This is a genomic window from Parabacteroides distasonis (genome assembly GCF_004793765.1).
GTDB lineage: Bacteria > Bacteroidota > Bacteroidia > Bacteroidales > Tannerellaceae > Parabacteroides > Parabacteroides distasonis_A.
Genome location: NZ_SRYM01000039.1, coordinates 1 through 17,111, shown reverse-complemented (window position 1 = coordinate 17,111; position 17,111 = coordinate 1). Strand labels below are relative to the sequence as shown.

At 45.4% G+C, this 17,111-nt stretch carries 13 protein-coding genes, 1 tRNA gene and 2 pseudogenes; 3 read left to right on the top strand and 13 right to left on the bottom strand.

Translation table 11 applies throughout. The features are described from left to right. Nucleotides 1–149 precede the first annotated feature (149 nt). From E5342_RS12935 to E5342_RS12900, 8 genes and pseudogenes are all read right to left on the bottom strand, one after another. The gene (locus tag E5342_RS12935) at nt 150–1,226 is read right to left on the bottom strand and encodes an AAA family ATPase (RefSeq protein ID WP_135959519.1); all 1,077 of its coding nucleotides are present in this window, start codon (nt 1,224–1,226) and stop codon (nt 150–152) included. A gap of 14 nt (nt 1,227–1,240) precedes the next feature. Then, nucleotides 1,241–1,549, bottom strand: coding sequence for a DUF3853 family protein (locus E5342_RS12930; RefSeq protein WP_008774214.1), 309 nt, complete (start codon nt 1,547–1,549; stop codon nt 1,241–1,243). A 223-nt stretch (nt 1,550–1,772) separates the two neighbouring features. After that, nucleotides 1,773–2,798: a hypothetical protein gene (locus tag E5342_RS12925; protein WP_135959518.1), complete on the bottom strand. Its 1,026-nt coding sequence runs from the start codon at nt 2,796–2,798 to the stop codon at nt 1,773–1,775. 11 nt (nt 2,799–2,809) lie between these two features. Continuing rightward, nucleotides 2,810–4,099, bottom strand: coding sequence for a PDDEXK nuclease domain-containing protein (locus tag E5342_RS12920; protein WP_008664958.1), 1,290 nt, complete (start codon nt 4,097–4,099; stop codon nt 2,810–2,812). A 65-nt stretch (nt 4,100–4,164) separates the two neighbouring features. Next, nucleotides 4,165–5,448: a site-specific integrase gene (locus tag E5342_RS12915; RefSeq protein WP_008664955.1), complete on the bottom strand. Its 1,284-nt coding sequence runs from the start codon at nt 5,446–5,448 to the stop codon at nt 4,165–4,167. 368 nt (nt 5,449–5,816) lie between these two features. Beyond that, nucleotides 5,817–6,863, bottom strand: a pseudogene (locus tag E5342_RS12910) (site-specific integrase); the annotation flags it as partial. Between the two features lie 272 nt (nt 6,864–7,135). Then, nucleotides 7,136–7,222 (bottom strand) — tRNA-Ser (locus E5342_RS12905). A gap of 137 nt (nt 7,223–7,359) precedes the next feature. Beyond that, nucleotides 7,360–7,911, bottom strand: coding sequence for an NADH peroxidase (locus E5342_RS12900; RefSeq protein ID WP_005856013.1), 552 nt, complete (start codon nt 7,909–7,911; stop codon nt 7,360–7,362). A gap of 155 nt (nt 7,912–8,066) precedes the next feature. Here E5342_RS12900 and E5342_RS12895 point away from each other — a divergent pair. Beyond that, a pseudogene (locus tag E5342_RS12895) lies at nt 8,067–9,124 on the top strand (class I fructose-bisphosphate aldolase). 69 nt (nt 9,125–9,193) lie between these two features. On the opposite strand, the gene E5342_RS12890 reads toward E5342_RS12895, so the two are convergent. Continuing rightward, nucleotides 9,194–11,305 (bottom strand): alpha/beta hydrolase family protein, encoded by a 2,112-nt coding sequence (locus tag E5342_RS12890; protein ID WP_210434969.1) that lies wholly within the window; start codon nt 11,303–11,305, stop codon nt 9,194–9,196. An 85-nt stretch (nt 11,306–11,390) separates the two neighbouring features. On the opposite strand from E5342_RS12890, the gene E5342_RS12885 reads away from it, so the two are divergent. Together E5342_RS12885 and E5342_RS12880 are read left to right on the top strand one after the other, a co-directional pair. Beyond that, on the top strand, nt 11,391–11,879 hold the full coding sequence (locus E5342_RS12885; protein WP_121737013.1) for an SPOR domain-containing protein: 489 nt from the start codon (nt 11,391–11,393) through the stop codon (nt 11,877–11,879). Nucleotides 11,880–12,115: 236 nt separating this feature from the next. Further along, nucleotides 12,116–12,583: a WbuC family cupin fold metalloprotein gene (locus E5342_RS12880; protein WP_135959516.1), complete on the top strand. Its 468-nt coding sequence runs from the start codon at nt 12,116–12,118 to the stop codon at nt 12,581–12,583. 153 nt (nt 12,584–12,736) lie between these two features. Here the strand turns inward: E5342_RS12880 and E5342_RS12875 are convergent, their stop codons facing one another. Genes E5342_RS12875 through E5342_RS12860 form a run of 4 tightly spaced genes read right to left on the bottom strand, consistent with a single transcriptional unit; the run spans nt 12,737 to nt 17,025 of the window. Next, nucleotides 12,737–13,555, bottom strand: coding sequence for a peptidylprolyl isomerase (locus E5342_RS12875; RefSeq protein ID WP_135959515.1), 819 nt, complete (start codon nt 13,553–13,555; stop codon nt 12,737–12,739). A gap of 27 nt (nt 13,556–13,582) precedes the next feature. Beyond that, entirely contained in the window at nt 13,583–15,439 is a 1,857-nt protein-coding gene (locus tag E5342_RS12870) for a peptidase U32 family protein (protein ID WP_121737459.1), read from the bottom strand. Further along, the gene (gene metA / locus E5342_RS12865) at nt 15,440–16,372 is read right to left on the bottom strand and encodes a homoserine O-acetyltransferase MetA (protein WP_121737460.1); all 933 of its coding nucleotides are present in this window, start codon (nt 16,370–16,372) and stop codon (nt 15,440–15,442) included. Between the two features lie 50 nt (nt 16,373–16,422). After that, nucleotides 16,423–17,025, bottom strand: coding sequence for a hypothetical protein (locus E5342_RS12860; RefSeq protein WP_246867108.1), 603 nt, complete (start codon nt 17,023–17,025; stop codon nt 16,423–16,425). Nucleotides 17,026–17,111: the final 86 nt, after the last annotated feature.

The window sequence follows — 17,111 nt, the reverse complement described above, 5'->3', positions numbered from 1 at the left end:
AAGTACGGTCTATATAACCACTTCACTAAATTGTCATATATATAGAGTACGGCAATAAAGTGAAGCGGTTTATCCATTCCTTGCATCACTTCGCTTTATCCTTAATATATAGACCCACAGAATAAAGTGAAGCGATTGCAGGTAACGGGTTAATAGTGGAAGTCGGGCATGAATGTGTATTTTCTGCCGTTCTCCTGCACTATCATCCGTTTGTTGCGAAGCATGGTGATGAGCGGTACCGCCTTTTGATGGTTCAGTTTTACACCTATTGACGTATAGCTTTTGATTAAAGCATCTTCCAGTTCCTTGTAACCGTATTCCTCTTTCAGCCCGAAAACGGCTTCCAATGCGATACGGTGCTGCTGTTCGGTGATATGTCTGTAAGGGTCGAACTTTTCCTCTTCTGGTCTTCCCGGTTTCTTCGCTTCGGGTTTGTAACCCTCTATGAGTTCGGGCAAGGCACTGTCGTTGATGCGAAAGGCAAAAGGCTCGAAATCCATTGCACGGATGTGCATGGCTGAAACATTGCTTATATCTCTGTTGCTCTTGTCCTTTTCCACAAGCAATACGGTTTCCGCCTTATTGTTCAACTCCGTGCCGATATGCCCTCTCGCATTCTCATCCCCTTTGTTCTGATGCAGTATCGTATGGATGTGTATCTGCCTGTCGTCCGTCCACTGCATCAGTTTGGATATGATGCGTGTGGATTCGCCGGGGCTGTTGATGTCATATACCATGTCACGGATGCCGTCTATGATTACAAGACCAATGTCGGGCGTATTATAGATAGCCTGTTCGACAATCCTGATACGCTGTTCAGGTGTGTATTTTCTCAAGGCGAGAAACTCAAGGTTCTCATTATCCCTGTCATCAGGCAAGTCAGCCATCCGTAAAATGCGTTTCATGACTTTCAGGCAATGATAAGGACTTTGCTCCGTATCAACATAAAGCACTTTCCGCTTCCCGTCGGAGAGTTCCGCTACATACCGCAACACTGTGCCGTTCTTCAATGCAGCGGCTACAATAGCCGAAACATTGAATGTCTTTTTACTTTTGGCTTTGCCGATGGATGCGCTGAAATTGCCCAATGTCCCAATGACAGAACCATGCACTTTGAGGATTTCAGGTGCTTTCTCATAACTTTTCGACAGACTCAAACGTGAGGCTTGCCAAAGGATTACGGCTTCTTCTGCCGATATGTCCTTAAATTCTTTCATATAGTCCATAGCTATTCCTCCCATTATTTCCGTCCTCCGGTTTTCTTTCCTGCCAGTTCAAGGGCAAGCTCCACATCCACGATAATCTTGCGTCCTATCTGGGTGATGGCTTTGTCAATCTTTCCGCTTTTCTTGATGCGGTTGGCGGTTGGCAGGCTGCACCCGAACAGTTTGGCTATGCCCAGTATTCCGTACACATACTTTCTTTCTGTGTCCGTAACGGGTCGTGGTTGCGTTTCCGTTTGACCGGAAGCGTGCTTGCTCAGGAATATGAACTCTTCGCCTGTCATCTGCCAGACGGGTTTTAATAATAACTCTTGAAGATTTGTCATCGTTCAATCTATTTAGCCGTTAAACAATCAGCCCTGCGCACTGGCTGTTATTTCTGTTCTCGAACGATGCAAAATTAGATAGGGGCGTGAGTGGTAAGGATGTGGTTAGCGTAAATGGAATATTTTATTATTTCTCTGAATATCAGATAATAAAAATACCACTCAAAAATTAATTTGAGTGGTAAAAGTGGTAATTTCGTAAAATATCAGGGTGTATCACGGATTATCGGAATATTGCGTCCATTTCTTTGGCGAATTTCTGGTTACTGTCACTTGGAAAATCCGACACCGGTTCCTTGTACTTTGACTTGTAGTAGTTCTCGTCAATATCCAACTGTTTCAGGATTATATTTTTCCATTTATCTCTGTCTTGTTTGGGCAGTCTTTCACTCATCAGGAATATCAGGTAACACACCCGTATTTTTTCTCGTGCCTTGATTTTTAGTCCCTTTTCACCGGGGTACAGGTTCATGTTGGCATAGAAGTCCTGCGTTGAAATATCTTCAAACTGTTCCCCCACACAGGCTTTATGAATAAGCGAAAGTAATTCTGCATTGAAATATTCGGGTCGCTCCTTTGATACATCCTGTTGTGTCTCTTGCTTGTTCGGCTCATCCGGCTTGTCTTTTGCTACGGGAATATATTTTGCCAATATTTCCATAAAATGGAAACTCAGTTTATAAATATCTCCGCAACGGTTCTCAATATATTGGAAAGCTTCCTTCCTTGCCTGCCGTTCCAATTCATAAAGCCTGTCCAGTTCTTCTTTTTCATTCTCATATTCAGCCTTGCAGCGTTCATACTCCTTCTCGGCTTGCTTTTCTTCTGCTGCCGTATGTTCCCTGTAGCCAATGGAATCATACCTGTTATACGCTTCATTCAAAGGCTTGCTTAATTTTTGTGTAACCTCCAATTGTGCCTTTATATCAGCGTCATATCTGTCGGCAAAGTTGTAGCACACACGAGAAATTATCTCATCATCAAACAATGGATGTTTTTCATAAATGAGTATGTTTTTCTCTATCTCGGTTCTCAGACTGTTGAGAATCAGAGTATATTTTTCTTTCTGTTTGTCAAGCACCAGTTCAAGGATGGCGGCTTCAAAAGCTTTTGTGTCATTGTATTGCTTATAGAAGTCCGTGATGAATTTCTGCTTGTCAAAAGAGAAAGTATGGCTGACTATAAAGTCGCTGTATATCCGGTTGAGTTCGCCGTATTGGGGAATCATAATCTGTATTTCTCCTGCCATATACGCTTGGTTTATGGATTCTTATCTTTATCAAGAAGGGAAGTCAGTTCTTCCTCCACTTCTTCTATACTTGGCAGAGCCGATTTTAAGTTTTCAGGTATAGCCTTGCTCAGTTGGTAATCGCTGATGCCTATCGGCTGGTCGTAGCCTGTCAATGCGTATTGCGCTACAACTTCGTCTTTCCCCTTGCACAGCAACAACCCGATAGTCTTGTTGTCATTCTCTCCCCTCAGTTTGTCATCCACCACATTGATGTAGAAGTTCAGTTGCCCCGCATACTCCGGTTTGAATGGGGTCGCTTTCAATTCCACTACGATGTATGCGTGCAGGGGGATGGAATACAGAATCAAGTCTGCATAGAAATCGCTGTTACCAATTTGAAAGTGTTTTTGTCGGGCAACAAAGGCAAAGCCATTGCCCATTTCCAGCAAGTAACGGGTGACGTGCTTAACCAGTTGTTCTTCTATGTCCCTTTCGTCCGCCTTTTCCTTCGTTCCAGCCAAATCAAAGATGTACGGGTCTTTCAACAGGTAATTGGCAAGGTCGCTTTGCGGTGCAGGAAGCGTGGCTGTGAAATTGTTTACCTTGTTGTTGCTGATTTGTCTGCTATATAAGTTGGTCTCAATTTGTATTTTAAGAACATTACTGCTCCAGCCCATTTCCACGGACTGTTTCATGTACCAATATCCTATGCCTAACGGTAACGAGCCATCAAGTATAACCATTTGGCTTGCCCAGTTTATTCTGGCGACAGGGGAGTTCAAGAAAATTTTTTCTATCTCCCTAATTCCCATTCTGTAAATGGCAGAAACGGTTTTCTCTACGTCCTGAATTTGCGCAGGAGTTTCCTGCGTAAATTCTAAAGACTGACAATCAACGGATTGTATTTGCGCAGTAAGTTCCTGCGCAAATTGCTTGTCGTTCAGTTTTAATACTTCATTTGTTACATTCTGTATGTTTGGAACAGACAGTCTTGCATCCGTATCAATGAAATTCTGCAATGCTCTCAATGGATATGTTCTTGCAAACTGACACATATAGGTAAGGTTGCGTTCTGAATAGCCTTTCTTTTCAGGGAAATTCAGCCGGATAGCCTTTGCCAACTGTTTGATGGTTTTGCTTCCCCATCCGTGCAGTTGCTGATGATAGAGAATATAGTTGCCCATTTTCCAGTAATGGAACAACATTTGCGCATTGGCAGCGGTAATCAGCCGTACTTGCGCCTGTTGTATTTCCGAACCGACAGCATTTATAAATGCATCAAAATTCGTCTTTTCTATGTTATGTCCGTTGTTGCTCATCTTATGATATTTTCAGAATACAAATATACTTCAATGGTGGTAATCCATGAAACTAATTGATACTTTTATAGTTGATTAAACTTGTTCATGGCGTTTGCTCTGATGTCATCCGCTATATCAATGTAGGGCTTCATGGCTTTGTAATCACTGTGTCCAGTCCATTTCATAACCACCGGCGCCGGAATTCCGAGTGCCAACGCATTACAGATGAAAGTCTTTCTTCCGGCATGGGTACTTAACAATGCGTATTTGGGTGTGACTTCATCTATGCGCTCATTTCCCTTGTAGTAGGTTTCCCGTACAGGCTCGTTGATTTCCGCCAGTTCACCCAGTTCTTTCAGATAATCGTTCATCTTCTGATTACTGATGACGGGCAATGCCATGTGGTTCTCGAAATGAACATCCTTGTATTTTTCAAGAATGGCTTTGCTGTGGTCGTTCAGTTCGATTATCAGGCTGTCCGCAGTCTTGACTGTGGTGACTTCAATGTGGTCGGGCTTAATATCACTTCTTTTCAAGTTACGGACATCCGAATATCGTAAGCTCGTGAAGCAACAGAACAGAAAGACATCCCTGACACGTTCCAAATACTGCTTGTCATGCGGTATTTGATAATCTTTCAGCTTGTTCAGTTCATCCCATGTCAGGAATATTACCTTTTTAGGGATTGTTTTCAATTTGGGCTTGAATGCGTCGTATGCAATGTTCTGATGATGCCCTTTTTTGAAGCTCCAACGCAGGAACCATTTGAGAAACCCCATCTGTTTGCCAATAGTGCTGTTTCTCATGTCCTTTTTATCACGCAAGAAATTAACATACTCGTTCAGCCCGAACTCGTTGAAGTATTCAAAGGTTACATCTTCCTTGAATTCTTTGAGGTGATTTCTTACCGCTGCAAATTTCTCATAGGTGGATGTCGTCCAATTATTCTGGTTGCCACACTCTTTTACAAACTCATCAAACACTTCCCAAAAACTAATCTGTACTTCTTCCTGTTGTTCTTCACTGCTGTCTTTCATCCGCAGATTGAATGCATCCTTTAGCTGCTGGGTGGTAGGTATGGTTTCCTGCACCTCAAACTCCTTGAATACGTTTTGCATTTCGGCATAGTATTTCAGCAAGTCTGCATTGATTTCGGATGCGCTTTGTTTCAGCTTGTTGGTGCATCCGTTCTTTACCCGTTGTTTGTCGGCATCCCATTTGGCTACGTCAATCCGGTAGCCTGTTGTAAACTCGATGCGTTGGCTTGCGTATATGACACGCATACGGATAGGCACGTTCTCTACGATTGGCACACCGTTCTTCTTCCGGCTCTCCAATGCAAAAATGATGTTACGTTTGATATTCATAATTGGGTACGTTTGAAATTCTACACCCAAATATACACCCAAAAATTGAAATAGCAAAAGGCATTTAGAAAGATTTAGATTTACTCTTCATTGTAGATAATATATGATTATCAGTGATTTGCAATTTTATGATATTTTCTGAAAGCGTAGGTTCTGGAGCCTCCCTCTCCGCTGAACTTACTGGACAGAAATGGTCAGTAAGCGGACAAAAAGCTACAAATCAATGATTTGTGGCTTTTTTTATTGCCCGAAAGTCCAGCTTCCAAGACTTCAAAAGTACGGTAAAAGACAAAGTTTCGTTTCTAAATCGTTACCTACTAAACTGCAAAAATTCGTAAACACTTGTGTTTTAGTGAGAAAGAAAATATGCTATGTCTTGCAAGGTGGAATGTCAGGTTCTTTTTAATTCCGCATACATCGGCAATCTCTTTCAAGTAGGCATTTAGCTTCTGATTGCTGATTATGGGAAGTATCTTGCCGTTCGGTAACTTGCCCTTGTACTTCTTCAAAATCATCTTGGGAATATCCAGCAATGGTACATTAACGTCCGTATTCGTCTTTTGCCGCTTTGTCATTATCCAAAGGTTGCCGTCAAAGGATTTGCGAATGTTGTCTTGGGTAAGCCCGGCTACATCTATATAGGCAAGTCCGGTGAAGCAGGCAAAGATGAACAAGTCCCTGACTTGTTCCAGCCGTTCGGAAACCATTTTCTTTTTAAGGATAATTTTAATCTCGTCTTCTGTCAGATAGCCCCTGTCCACTTTTTCCAACCGGATTTTATAATTGGCAAACGGGTCGTTCACCAGTATGCCATTGTTGCGGGCAATGATGATGATGCGCTTGAAGAACTGCATGAACTTGGCGGTGGTGTTATAACCACACTTGCAAGCAGTACGCAAGTATAACTCAAAATCGGTAATGAACATCGGGGTAATCTCCTTAATGGATATGTCCGATACGTTGTACTTGCTTTGAATGAACTCGGCAAGGTGTCGGCGAGTGACTTCATACTTACGGTAGGTCGCTATCGTCTTGGATATGCCGACCAATTGCTTCACATCGTCATTGTGCTTTTGGAACAGGGTAAGGATTGTTTCGTGGCTCTCGCTATGACCTAAAAACTCGTTCTTCACTTTCTCGGCGGTCACGTAGTTGTCACGCCGCTGCATTTCGTGGTAAATGGTGTTCAAGGATGCGTTTATATCATCCAGCATACGGTTTATGCGGCTGGCTTCCGCAGTACGTCCGGTAGCCTTGCCCATTTTGCCGTCCCAAATAGAGGGCAGCACGTCCAACTTGGTGTTAAAACGGCTCGCCACGCCGTCCACTGTAATACGGGCAAAAAGGGGGTACGCACCGTTGGCTTTCTGCTTGTCTTTCTTTGCGTAAAAGCAAATGTTGAATGTCGATTTCATAACTCACTTTTTAAGTTGCAAAACTATTGTAATTCTCTAAAAATGAGTTCTATGCAGGCAAGCCAAATAGCGACAGGACTTCGCCAATTTCGGACAATCTGTACCCCCTTTCCGTTTTTGTTTGTCGGGGGTACGAGTTAGGTTACGAACTTTGTCTTTTAGGGGCGAAAAGGTGTACTTTAAGGCAGACACAAGGGGATAAAAAAGTCCCACAAATCATTGAATTTGTGGGACTTGTCTGCTTACTGTCCGGTATTGTCCGGTTAGTTCAGCGGAGAGACAGGGATTCGAACCCAGGGAGCGGTTACCCGCTCACCGCATTTCGAGTGCGGCCCGTTCGACCACTCCGGCATCTTTCCTTGTGGTTGACGTGTACAAAAGTACATAAAATATAGTATCGTTATTCTCTTGAAAGGCTAAAATTACTTTATCAAATACAAAAAGGGCATTCTTCACAGAACGCCCCTCTTTAAAACATATAACTAATACCTCTAAATTACTTGAAATAACGATTATATAAACCTTCAAATCCTTTGCCATGACGTGCCTCGTCTTTGCACATCTCATGTACGGTATCATGGATCGCATCCAAATTCTGTTGTTTAGCCAATGTAGCGATACGTTTCTTGTCCTCGCATGCGCCAGCCTCAGCTTCCATACGCTTTTTCAAGTTAGTCTTCGTATCCCAAACAACGTCACCAAGAAGCTCCGCAAACTTAGCAGCGTGCTCAGCCTCTTCCCAAGCGTAACGCTTGAATGCCTCTGCTACCTCAGGATAACCCTCACGGTCCGCTTGACGGCTCATGGCCAAATACATACCAACTTCGGTACATTCTCCCATAAAGTGAGCGTTCAAACCTTCCAAAATCACAGGGTCTACACCTTTAGCAACACCTAGTACATGCTCGTCAACGAATTGCAACGCACCTTCTGTCTCTACTAATTCTTTAAATTTGCTTTTCGGTTGTTTACATTGAGGGCAGAACTCAGGAGCCTCATCACCTTCGTGTACATAACCACATACTGTGCAAATCCATTTCTTTTTCATATATCGCAAAATTTTTATTGGTTGTATGGCACAAAATTAACCAAACTATCCGATACTACCATAATTCATCAATAGATTAATTCTATGTATTAATCGATAAAAACTATGGAACTTATTTTTGACTGCGATTGTTTAGTTAGTAAATATTTATTTATATGGATACATCCAAGATTATTAGTTTATTAGGAGACAAAAGTGATTATTATTTAAATCACGTATGTAAAACTATTCATAAATCGCTGCTTCATCTTCCATCGCCAACTTACGTAGACGACGTATGGATCAATTCTGATAGAAATATACAGACTCTCAATAGCCTGCAAATCTTGTTGGGACACGGAAGATTAGCAAACACCGGATACGTCTCTATCCTCCCGGTAGATCAGGACATCGAACATACCGCAGGATCTTCCTTCGCCCCTAACCCCATTTACTTCGATCCGGAGAATATCGTAAAATTAGCGATCGAGGGGGGATGCAACGCTGTCGCTTCTACGTTCGGGATACTAGGGTCAGTCGCACGAAAATATGCCCATAAGATTCCATTCTTAGTTAAACTAAATCATAATGAGCTTCTTACTTATCCGAATTCTTACAATCAAATCGTATTCGGTACGGTGAAGGAAGCATGGAATATGGGTGCCGTAGCTGTCGGGGCCACGATCTATTTCGGTTCAGAACAAAGCCGACGTCAGCTAGTCGAGATTGCCGACGCATTCGAGTATGCCCATGAACTAGGTATGGCGACCGTATTATGGTGCTATTTACGAAACAACTCTTTTAAAAAGGATGGCATAGACTATTCCGCGGCAGCCGATTTGACCGGACAGGCTAATACCTTGGCGTCACGATCAAAGCCGATATCATCAAGCAGAAGCTCCCGGAGAACAACGGAGGTTTCACTGCCATTAATTTTGGAAAGATCAATCAAAAGATGTACACAGAGCTAACGACAGAACATCCGATCGACCTCTGCCGTTACCAAGTAGCCAATAATTATATGGGACGTGTCGGGCTCATCAACTCCGGCGGGGAATCTCACGGCGCCTCAGATCTTAAAGACGCTGTCATCACCGCTGTCATAAACAAACGTGCGGGTGGCATGGGGCTGATTAGCGGAAGAAAGGCGTTCCAATGTCCGATGAAAGACGGCGTGGAGTTACTTCATTCAATTCAAGATATCTATTTGAATAAGGATATTACTATCGCTTAGTTTGTTATTGCGTTTAGAAAAGAAGGCCGTCCATCAAAGCTATAACACCTTGGGGACGGCCTTCAAATTTTATTTCTTCAACCACATATCCAACCACTCAAAAAATGTACGTTGCCATAGAACACCATTCTGGGGCTTCAATACCCAATGGTTCTCATCCGGATAAATCAGCAACTCGGCCGGTACGCCCCGAAGAACCGCAGCGTTAAACGCTGCCATACCTTGATTAGCCAAGATCCGGTAATCCTTCTCTCCATGGATACAAAGGATAGGCGTATCCCATTTGTCCACGAACTTATGCGGAGAGTTCGCGAAAGTACGTTGAGCCGTAGCGTTCTGCTTTTCCCAGTACGCTCCACCCATATCCCAATTGGCGAACCACATCTCTTCCGTTTCCAAATACTGCATTTCCATATTAAAGATACCATCGTGGGCGATAAACGCCTTGAAACGTTTATCATGATGACCTGCCAACCAATATACGGAGAATCCACCGAAGCTGGCGCCTACACAGCCCAAGCGATCCTTATTCACATACGGTTCCTTGGCTACCTCATCAATAGCAGTGAAATAATCTCTCATGCATTGTCCGCCATAATCGCCGCTGACAGCCTCATTCCATTCCAAGCCAAATCCGGGAAGACCCCGACGGTTCGGTGCCACGATAATATAGTCATTAGCCGCCATGATCTGAAAATTCCAGCGGTAAGACCAGAACTGGCTCACAGGGCTTTGCGGACCACCCTCACAGAACAACAAGGTAGGATACTTCTTATTCGGATCGAACTGAGGCGGATAGATAACCCACGTTAGCATCTGCTTGCCATCCGTCGTCTTCATCCAACGCTCCTCTACCTTACCCATCGTAAGCTGGTCGTAAATATGTTTGTTCTCGAATGTAAGTTGAGTTACCGTATGATCCCCTGTCAAATCTATCGAATAGATCTCGTCTCCCATGCTCATGGAATGACGTTGAGCGATCAGCTTATCGCCCAAAAGAGCGACAGAGGCGTAATCGTACATACCTTCGGTCAGCGGGGTAATCTTATTGCCATTAACCAAATCAATCTGATAAACCTGAGACTCGCCATGCCAAACGCCCGTGAAATAAATACGCTTGCAATCAGCGCTCCAGCAGTAAGAGTCCACGTTGGAGTCAAAATCCTTGCTTACGAATGTTCTCTCACCCGTCTCCAGATTCATTACCATCAAGCGATTTTGATCCGCCTCGTAACCATCCCTTTCCATACTTAGCCAAGCGATACTCTTTCCGTCCGGAGAATAAGTGGGATTCGTATCATATCCCTTGTTTTCTTCCGTTATATTGGTCGTTTGCTTCGTATTCAGATCGTATACATAAATATCCGAATTCGTGGAGATCGCATATTCTTTACCCGTCTTTTTGCGACTGGTATAGGCAATCTTGTCCGAGGTAGTGTTCCAAGCCAATTGCTCGATACCGCCAAACGGCTTCATCGGGCTCTCAAACAACTCGCCCTCCATTACATCCACAGGATTGCTGATCGATTTGCCATCAAAATCGGCGACAAAAGGATGCGGAACGGTAGTCACCCACTCATCCCAATGCTTGTACATTAAATCCGTAATGATAACCCCTGTCGCCTTATCCAAATCCGGATATTTATCAGCGGTACTGTTCACGGTTTTCACTTGCGAGATAAACAAGACCTTTTTCTCATCGGGAGAGAAAGTGAAACCCTCGATATCCTTATCATAATCGGAAAGTCGCTTACGGTCTGTCCCATCCGGATTCATCTCCCAAAGCTGGCTGCTACCACTCTCGTTACATAAGAAAGCGATCTTGGTTCCTCCTTTGATCCATACGGCCTCGTTCTCAGCGAATCCGGTTTTCGTGATTTGCTTATTATCCGATCCGTCGGCGTTCATCACGAAGACCTCGCGATTGCTCTTGTTTTCCGGTACACTATAGTACGCCACCGTATACACCACTTTTTTCCCATCCGGAGATACGTTCATACCGCCGATGCGTCCCATGGCCCACAAAGCCTCCGGGGTCATGCGACCGTCTTTGACCCGGATGTCCGACTTCCCGATAAGGTTCTTATCGCCGGTCTCCTTCACGTTCACATCCGTAGCCGGATCGCAAGCACCTAACAGTAGGGATGTTGCCATAATCATTGTTCCGATAGATTTATTCATGCCGTTATAATATATTACAATTTGAGTGCGAAAGTACTAAATATAATTTATATCTTTGCGTTACTAATTATAAGAATTGAACAGTATGAATAAAATTTGGTTATTTGGAGCCGCTGTATGTATGGTATTAGCACTCGGCTCATGTAAACCTAAACAGAGCGCGTACAAGGCTGCTTACGAACAGGCCAAAGAAAAAGAGTCGACAGCTCCTGTTGAGGTTGTAGAACAAGAGGAAGAAGTTGTCGAGGTAGCTCCTGTCTCAAAGCCCAGAACCTCTACGGCTACCACTCGTACGGAAAAGATCAACGCCGCTCAAGGTGAGGACGCGAGCCGTCTGAAACGTTATAGTGTTGTTGTTGGTAGTTTCAAAAACAGGACAAATGCTTACGCATTAAAAGAACGTATGCAGAATGATGGTTACAACGCAGTGTTGGGCGAGAACGAGCAAGGTATGTTGCGTGTGATCGTCGCTAGCTTCGACAATAAAGCGGACGCTGCCGATAGCCGTAACGCCATCAAGGCGAAATACGCTCCTAATTTCCAAGACGCTTGGTTATTGGAGAGAGCTTATTAATTAAGCTATCAGAAAAGATAAAAAATGGAAGGTCTCGTTTAACCTGCAAGATTCTTTTTGCAGGTTATCGAGACTATTCTATTTAAAGAACACATATGATATAAACATTTCACCTCTTGGACTAAAAAGACCAAATCCATCTTAGTTTACCCGCACCCCCATCTTATTATTCTCTATCTTCCGGATATCCTTTCACAAATATTTCGTACATTCGTTCCTAAAAATAAAAGAGAGCGATGAAGATAATCAACGAACAATTACTCGACGAGACCCAAGCCAAGGCCTTGCAGTCTCCCCGCCTGCGAATGAACTATAATTTCCATGAGAGATTGGATGATCCGATCAATCGGTTACTGAATGCCATGGAGCTCGGTACGTATCTACGTCCGCACCGGCATTTGAATCCGGCGAAAGACGAGATCTTCTTGTTGCTACGTGGGAAGGTAGTGGTATTCTTGTTTGACGAGGAAGGAAATATCACGGAGAAAACGATACTGAATCCAAAGGAAGGTGCTTATGGAGCGGAGATCAAGGCCGGGACATGGCACGGCCTTCTGGTAGTGGAATCCGGATCGGTTATTTATGAGATAAAGCAAGGGCCGTTCGCACCGCTAGCACCAGAGAACCTAGCGCCTTGGAGCCCCGAGGCGGAAGATGCGGAGGGAGTAAAGAAGTATCTGGAATGGCTCGAGAGCCAAATATGATCGATGATACTTTCAGTATAACAAGCTAGCGATGAGCCTCGTATAACAAGAGTTATACGGTAGTTTTAACAATGCCCATTCTAAAGTGCTTACGATGCCCATTCTAAGGAGCTTACAATAGGCATCCGTATCACCTTAGAATGGGCATTGTTATTATTTCTGGAAAACCTTCGTCGATTTAATCATCACGTCGTGTAAAGGACGATCGTTCTTATCCGTCTTTACCTGGGAGATCTTCTCTACGATATCGAAACCTTCCACTACCTCGCCAAAGATCGTTACCGAGCCATCCAGATGCGGAACGCCACCGATCGTCTTATAAATCTCACGCCGTTCGGCCGGGATTATTACCGAGCCTAATACCGCCAACGTATCTTCCACTAAGATGGACGCACGGGCATGTAACTCATTCTCCAAGGAATCGGCGGCCAAGGAAGGATCTTGCTTTTTCAGCTCATCCCGGAATTTATAGTACAACCAGTTGCGGCGGATCTCGTTGATACGGGCCTCTTTCTCCGCAAGCTCCTTGTCGTCCAAGACTTTCCCTTGCACAAAACAGAACTGCGTACCGGCGGAAGCACGTGCCGGATTCACGGCATCGATCTCTTTCGCATCGATCAAAGCGCCTTTCTTATTAAAATGATTGGGCAATATCTCAGCGGGAACGGTATAGCCACCATCGCCATCCCCATACAAGGCACCCGGTTCATGCGCCTTACTCTCCGGATCACCTCCTTGCACGACAAACTCCTTGATAACACGGTGGAAAAGCATGCCCTCATACTCGTTCGACTGGCAGAGCTTTATGAAGTTATCCCGGTGAAGAGGCGTGTCGTCGTATAGCAGGACGGTGACGTCTCCCATCGTCGTCTTGATTTTCACATATACGGGTTTATTCGGGTCCAAAGGCTTATCCCCACAAGCTACCAACATGAGCAAGAGCAGGAACAGCGAGAAAATTTGTCGTTTCATACCTGTTTTATTTATCGGATTAAGTAGTTACAAAGCTGGTTGTTCCTCCGCATAGACCAACATCTGGCAATTCTTGCAGTCGAAGCGTAAACGCAAGAGCGTTTCCTTATAGCGCAGGAAGTAAGGCTCCTTATAAGGAGACTTCTGCTTCTGGTAAGTAGGACACCATCCCATACTGTACCGCAGGCAATGTTTCGTGAACATCAAAGGGACATCCTTCCGGGGAGACAACTCGAAAGCGTCTTCCACGGCAGTCACGCCATGCGCCTTATAAAAGGCACCAGCCTTGCTATTGGAGACATTCCCTAAATAGGTCAGACATTTCTCTGGGAAAGAGATTTCCAGAGTCTCACCTACACACGGCTTTACCGGACGAGCCTCTTCCCTGCGGTAACGAATCCGCCGGGTAGAGATAAGCCTCTCCACCCCTTGCCTACGCATCTTGGCCAATAAAGAAGAAGGGACAAACCAGTTATCGGACATAGCCACGTTGACCTCCGCCGCCTCAAAAGGCGTATTTCCCAACTTAGAGAGCTGGGTACGGATATTCTCTGCCTGATCCCGCCGGGCCGGTTCTTTCTCGAACGGCCGGGTAAGCATGATACGGGCTCCTGTCTCGTCCGTCATACCCAACGTGAAACCAAAGGCGTTATCTTGAAATTCCATCCGGACAGAGAGTTTCCGCTCGGCGGATGGCTTGGATAGCAGTTTATCAAATTCTTGATCGAAATTCCGGTACAAAGGCATCTTCGGACGGATCGCCGGACGATCCAGCGTAAAGATCCGGTTCGCCTCCACACGGTTTACCCGGAAACCCTCCAACTCCCCTTTCTCGTTGAAGAAGGTAAGCCCGTCGCCATTATTCAATTGTTTCAGTCCGGCGATCGTGAAAGAGTTTCCTTTCAGTTCTTTCACCGTACCCACCGGTTCCCCCAAGGACTTAGGCGTATCAAAGCTGGTGATATCCTTCGTGCGCTCTTTCCATAAAAAAGGCGTGAACCCTCGGTTGAAGCTTTTCTCCGCCACAGGCTGGAACGTGTAAGTACTATGCCCGGCCGAGGCACGACGGTATTCGGGCCGACGGGCCAAGATAGCGTCCAGTTTCTTCCGGTACCAAGCCGTTACGTTTTTCACGTAAGATACATCCTTCAAACGACCCTCGACCTTCAAGGAAGAGACACCGGCATCCAACAGCTCCTCCAAGTATTCCCCCCGGTTCATGTCCTTCAAGGATAAGAGATGCTTACCCGATACGATCTCCCTCCCATCCGCGTCGATCAAGCTATAAGGCAGGCGGCAATACTGGGCGCATTCCCCCCGATTGGCACTTCGTCCGCTCAAGGCGGCGCTCAGGTAACACTGGCCGCTATAGCTTACGCACAACGCCCCGTGCACGAAAACCTCCAGAGGCACGGTCGTTCGCTCGGCGATCTCCCGTATCTGGTTCAGCGATAGCTCCCTTGCCAATACGACTTGCGTGAAACCGACCTCTTGCAGGAATCTCACCTTCTCCGGCGTACGGTTATCCGTTTGCGTACTGGCATGCAAGGGGATGGGCGGAAGGTTCAACTGGGTGATACCCATGTCTTGAACGATCAAGGCATCCGCCCCGGCCTCGTAAAGCTGCCAGATCATTTGCTCGGCCTCGGCCAGCTCCTCTTCTTTCAAGATGGTATTCAAGGCCACGTAAATACGAGCCGAATAGAGATGGGCGTAATCGCAAAGCTGCCGTATATCGTCCAGCGTATTACCGGCGGCGGCACGGGCTCCAAACTTCGGGGCACCGATATACACGGCATCGGCACCATGGTTAATCGCCTCCCTGCCGCAAATCAGATCCTTAGCGGGAGATAACAGTTCTATCGAACGAGGTTCTTTTCTCATTTACAAGCTTCCTAGTTTTTTGATATCTTCCCGGCGGAACGGGGTCTCTTGGTATACGTAATAGTTCAGCCAATTGGTGAACAGCAGGTTCGCATGCCCCCGCCAACGTACCACCGGACCTTGCGCCGGATCGTTATTCCGGTAATAATTACGAGGCTTGTTGATGGGCAATCCCTTCCCCAAATCACGCATATACTCATCATTCAGCGTATAGGGCGAATACTCGGAATGGCCGGTGATGAAGAATTCCCGTCCGCCACGAGCCATCGCCATATAGACGCCGGACTCCTCGCTCTCGGACAATAAGGTGAGCTCAGGTACCTTCATGATATCCTCCCGGCGAATCTCGGTATGACGGCTATGAGGCACGAAGAACTCGTCATCGAACCCCCGGAAGATCGGGACAAACGGTTCCCGGAGCGAATGACGGAAGACACCAAACATCTTGGCCGGCAAATCATATTTAGGCACCCCATAGAAATGGTATAGCCCCGCTTGCGCCGCCCAACAGATATAGAGCGTGGAGGTAACATGCGTACGGGCCCAATCGAATATCTGCATGATCTCCTCCCAATAGCTTACCTCCTCGAAAGGCATCTGCTCCACGGGAGCGCCCGTCACGATCATCCCGTCGTAGAAATCATCTGCCATCTCATCGAAATCCTTATAAAATTCTTGCATATGCTCGATGGGCGTATTCTTCGGCGTATGTCCCTTGATCTTCATGAAATCAAGTTCCACTTGCAAGGGTGTATTACTGAGGAGGCGAACCAAGTCCGTCTCGGTCGTTATCTTAAGGGGCATCAAATTCAATACGACTACCCGAAGGGGGCGGATATCCTGCTCCGACGCGCGCAAGGAATCCATCACAAAGATATGTTCCTTCTTCAGCAGCTCGATAGCCGGTAAGTTCTTTTGTAAATTTAATGGCATTTTCTATCTCTGATTATTATATGAGCGCAAAGATAATGAGAATTTTCTCATTATTGCTTATACTTCGCCACCATGATCACCGGGTTGTCCTCCTCGTGCATACCTGCGGCGATCTCCTTTAACTTGCCTTTGAGGTGTCCTTCTTGATAGGCCTCGACAAGTTCGGGGGTATTTATCCGCCACGTGAAGGCAATCTCGTCGTTATTGAAGACCGTGAGGTCGAAAATCTCGTCCACGAGGTTGGCGATCGATACCTCTTTCGTGAAATCATCGTTATACAGAACATACTCGGACACTTCCTTTGTTTCCCTGTCGTACACCAAATCGGTTCTCATCAACCGATAGTAAGTATCCATCATCGCCAAGTTCAACTCTTTCTTTACGGTCTGCATAAAACAATAACGATCCGTAACCACACCCGGAAAAAGAAAGATCTCCGGGCTCATGGATTGAATAGAGGGAGTCCTTACGATAAAAGGCTTTAATCCCTCGGTGGACGAATAGGTGTAGACCGTATCGCAAGATGGCTCCGTAAGTAGCCAACGATCCCCGTAAGAAACGATACAAGGGTTATTAACCATACCTATGCCCTTTTCGTCGAACAATACTTGCGACACCTTTTTCTCGAAAGGAATCTTAATCTCCTCTACCACGCTCCCGTCTCGCTTGGATACTATCAAGAATCATTGATGTCCCATTAAAATCGGAAAGAGTACTTTGAAATTGTTGAAATTTAGTT

Excerpts from the sequence above, each read along its gene's own strand:
- E5342_RS12935 (WP_135959519.1), bottom strand. The coding sequence starts at position 1,226 with ATGGACTATATGAAAGAATTTAAGGACATATCGGCAGAAGAAGCCGTA.
- E5342_RS12930 (WP_008774214.1), bottom strand. The coding sequence starts at position 1,549 with ATGACAAATCTTCAAGAGTTATTATTAAAACCCGTCTGGCAGATGACA.
- E5342_RS12925 (WP_135959518.1), bottom strand. The coding sequence starts at position 2,798 with ATGGCAGGAGAAATACAGATTATGATTCCCCAATACGGCGAACTCAAC.
- E5342_RS12920 (WP_008664958.1), bottom strand. The coding sequence starts at position 4,099 with ATGAGCAACAACGGACATAACATAGAAAAGACGAATTTTGATGCATTT.
- E5342_RS12915 (WP_008664955.1), bottom strand. The coding sequence starts at position 5,448 with ATGAATATCAAACGTAACATCATTTTTGCATTGGAGAGCCGGAAGAAG.
- E5342_RS12900 (WP_005856013.1), bottom strand. The coding sequence starts at position 7,911 with ATGAAAAAGAAATGGATTTGCACAGTATGTGGTTATGTACACGAAGGT.
- E5342_RS12890 (WP_210434969.1), bottom strand. The coding sequence starts at position 11,305 with ATGAATAAATCTATCGGAACAATGATTATGGCAACATCCCTACTGTTA.
- E5342_RS12885 (WP_121737013.1), top strand. The coding sequence starts at position 11,391 with ATGAATAAAATTTGGTTATTTGGAGCCGCTGTATGTATGGTATTAGCA.
- E5342_RS12880 (WP_135959516.1), top strand. The coding sequence starts at position 12,116 with ATGAAGATAATCAACGAACAATTACTCGACGAGACCCAAGCCAAGGCC.
- E5342_RS12875 (WP_135959515.1), bottom strand. The coding sequence starts at position 13,555 with ATGAAACGACAAATTTTCTCGCTGTTCCTGCTCTTGCTCATGTTGGTA.
- E5342_RS12870 (WP_121737459.1), bottom strand. The coding sequence starts at position 15,439 with ATGAGAAAAGAACCTCGTTCGATAGAACTGTTATCTCCCGCTAAGGAT.
- metA (WP_121737460.1), bottom strand. The coding sequence starts at position 16,372 with ATGCCATTAAATTTACAAAAGAACTTACCGGCTATCGAGCTGCTGAAG.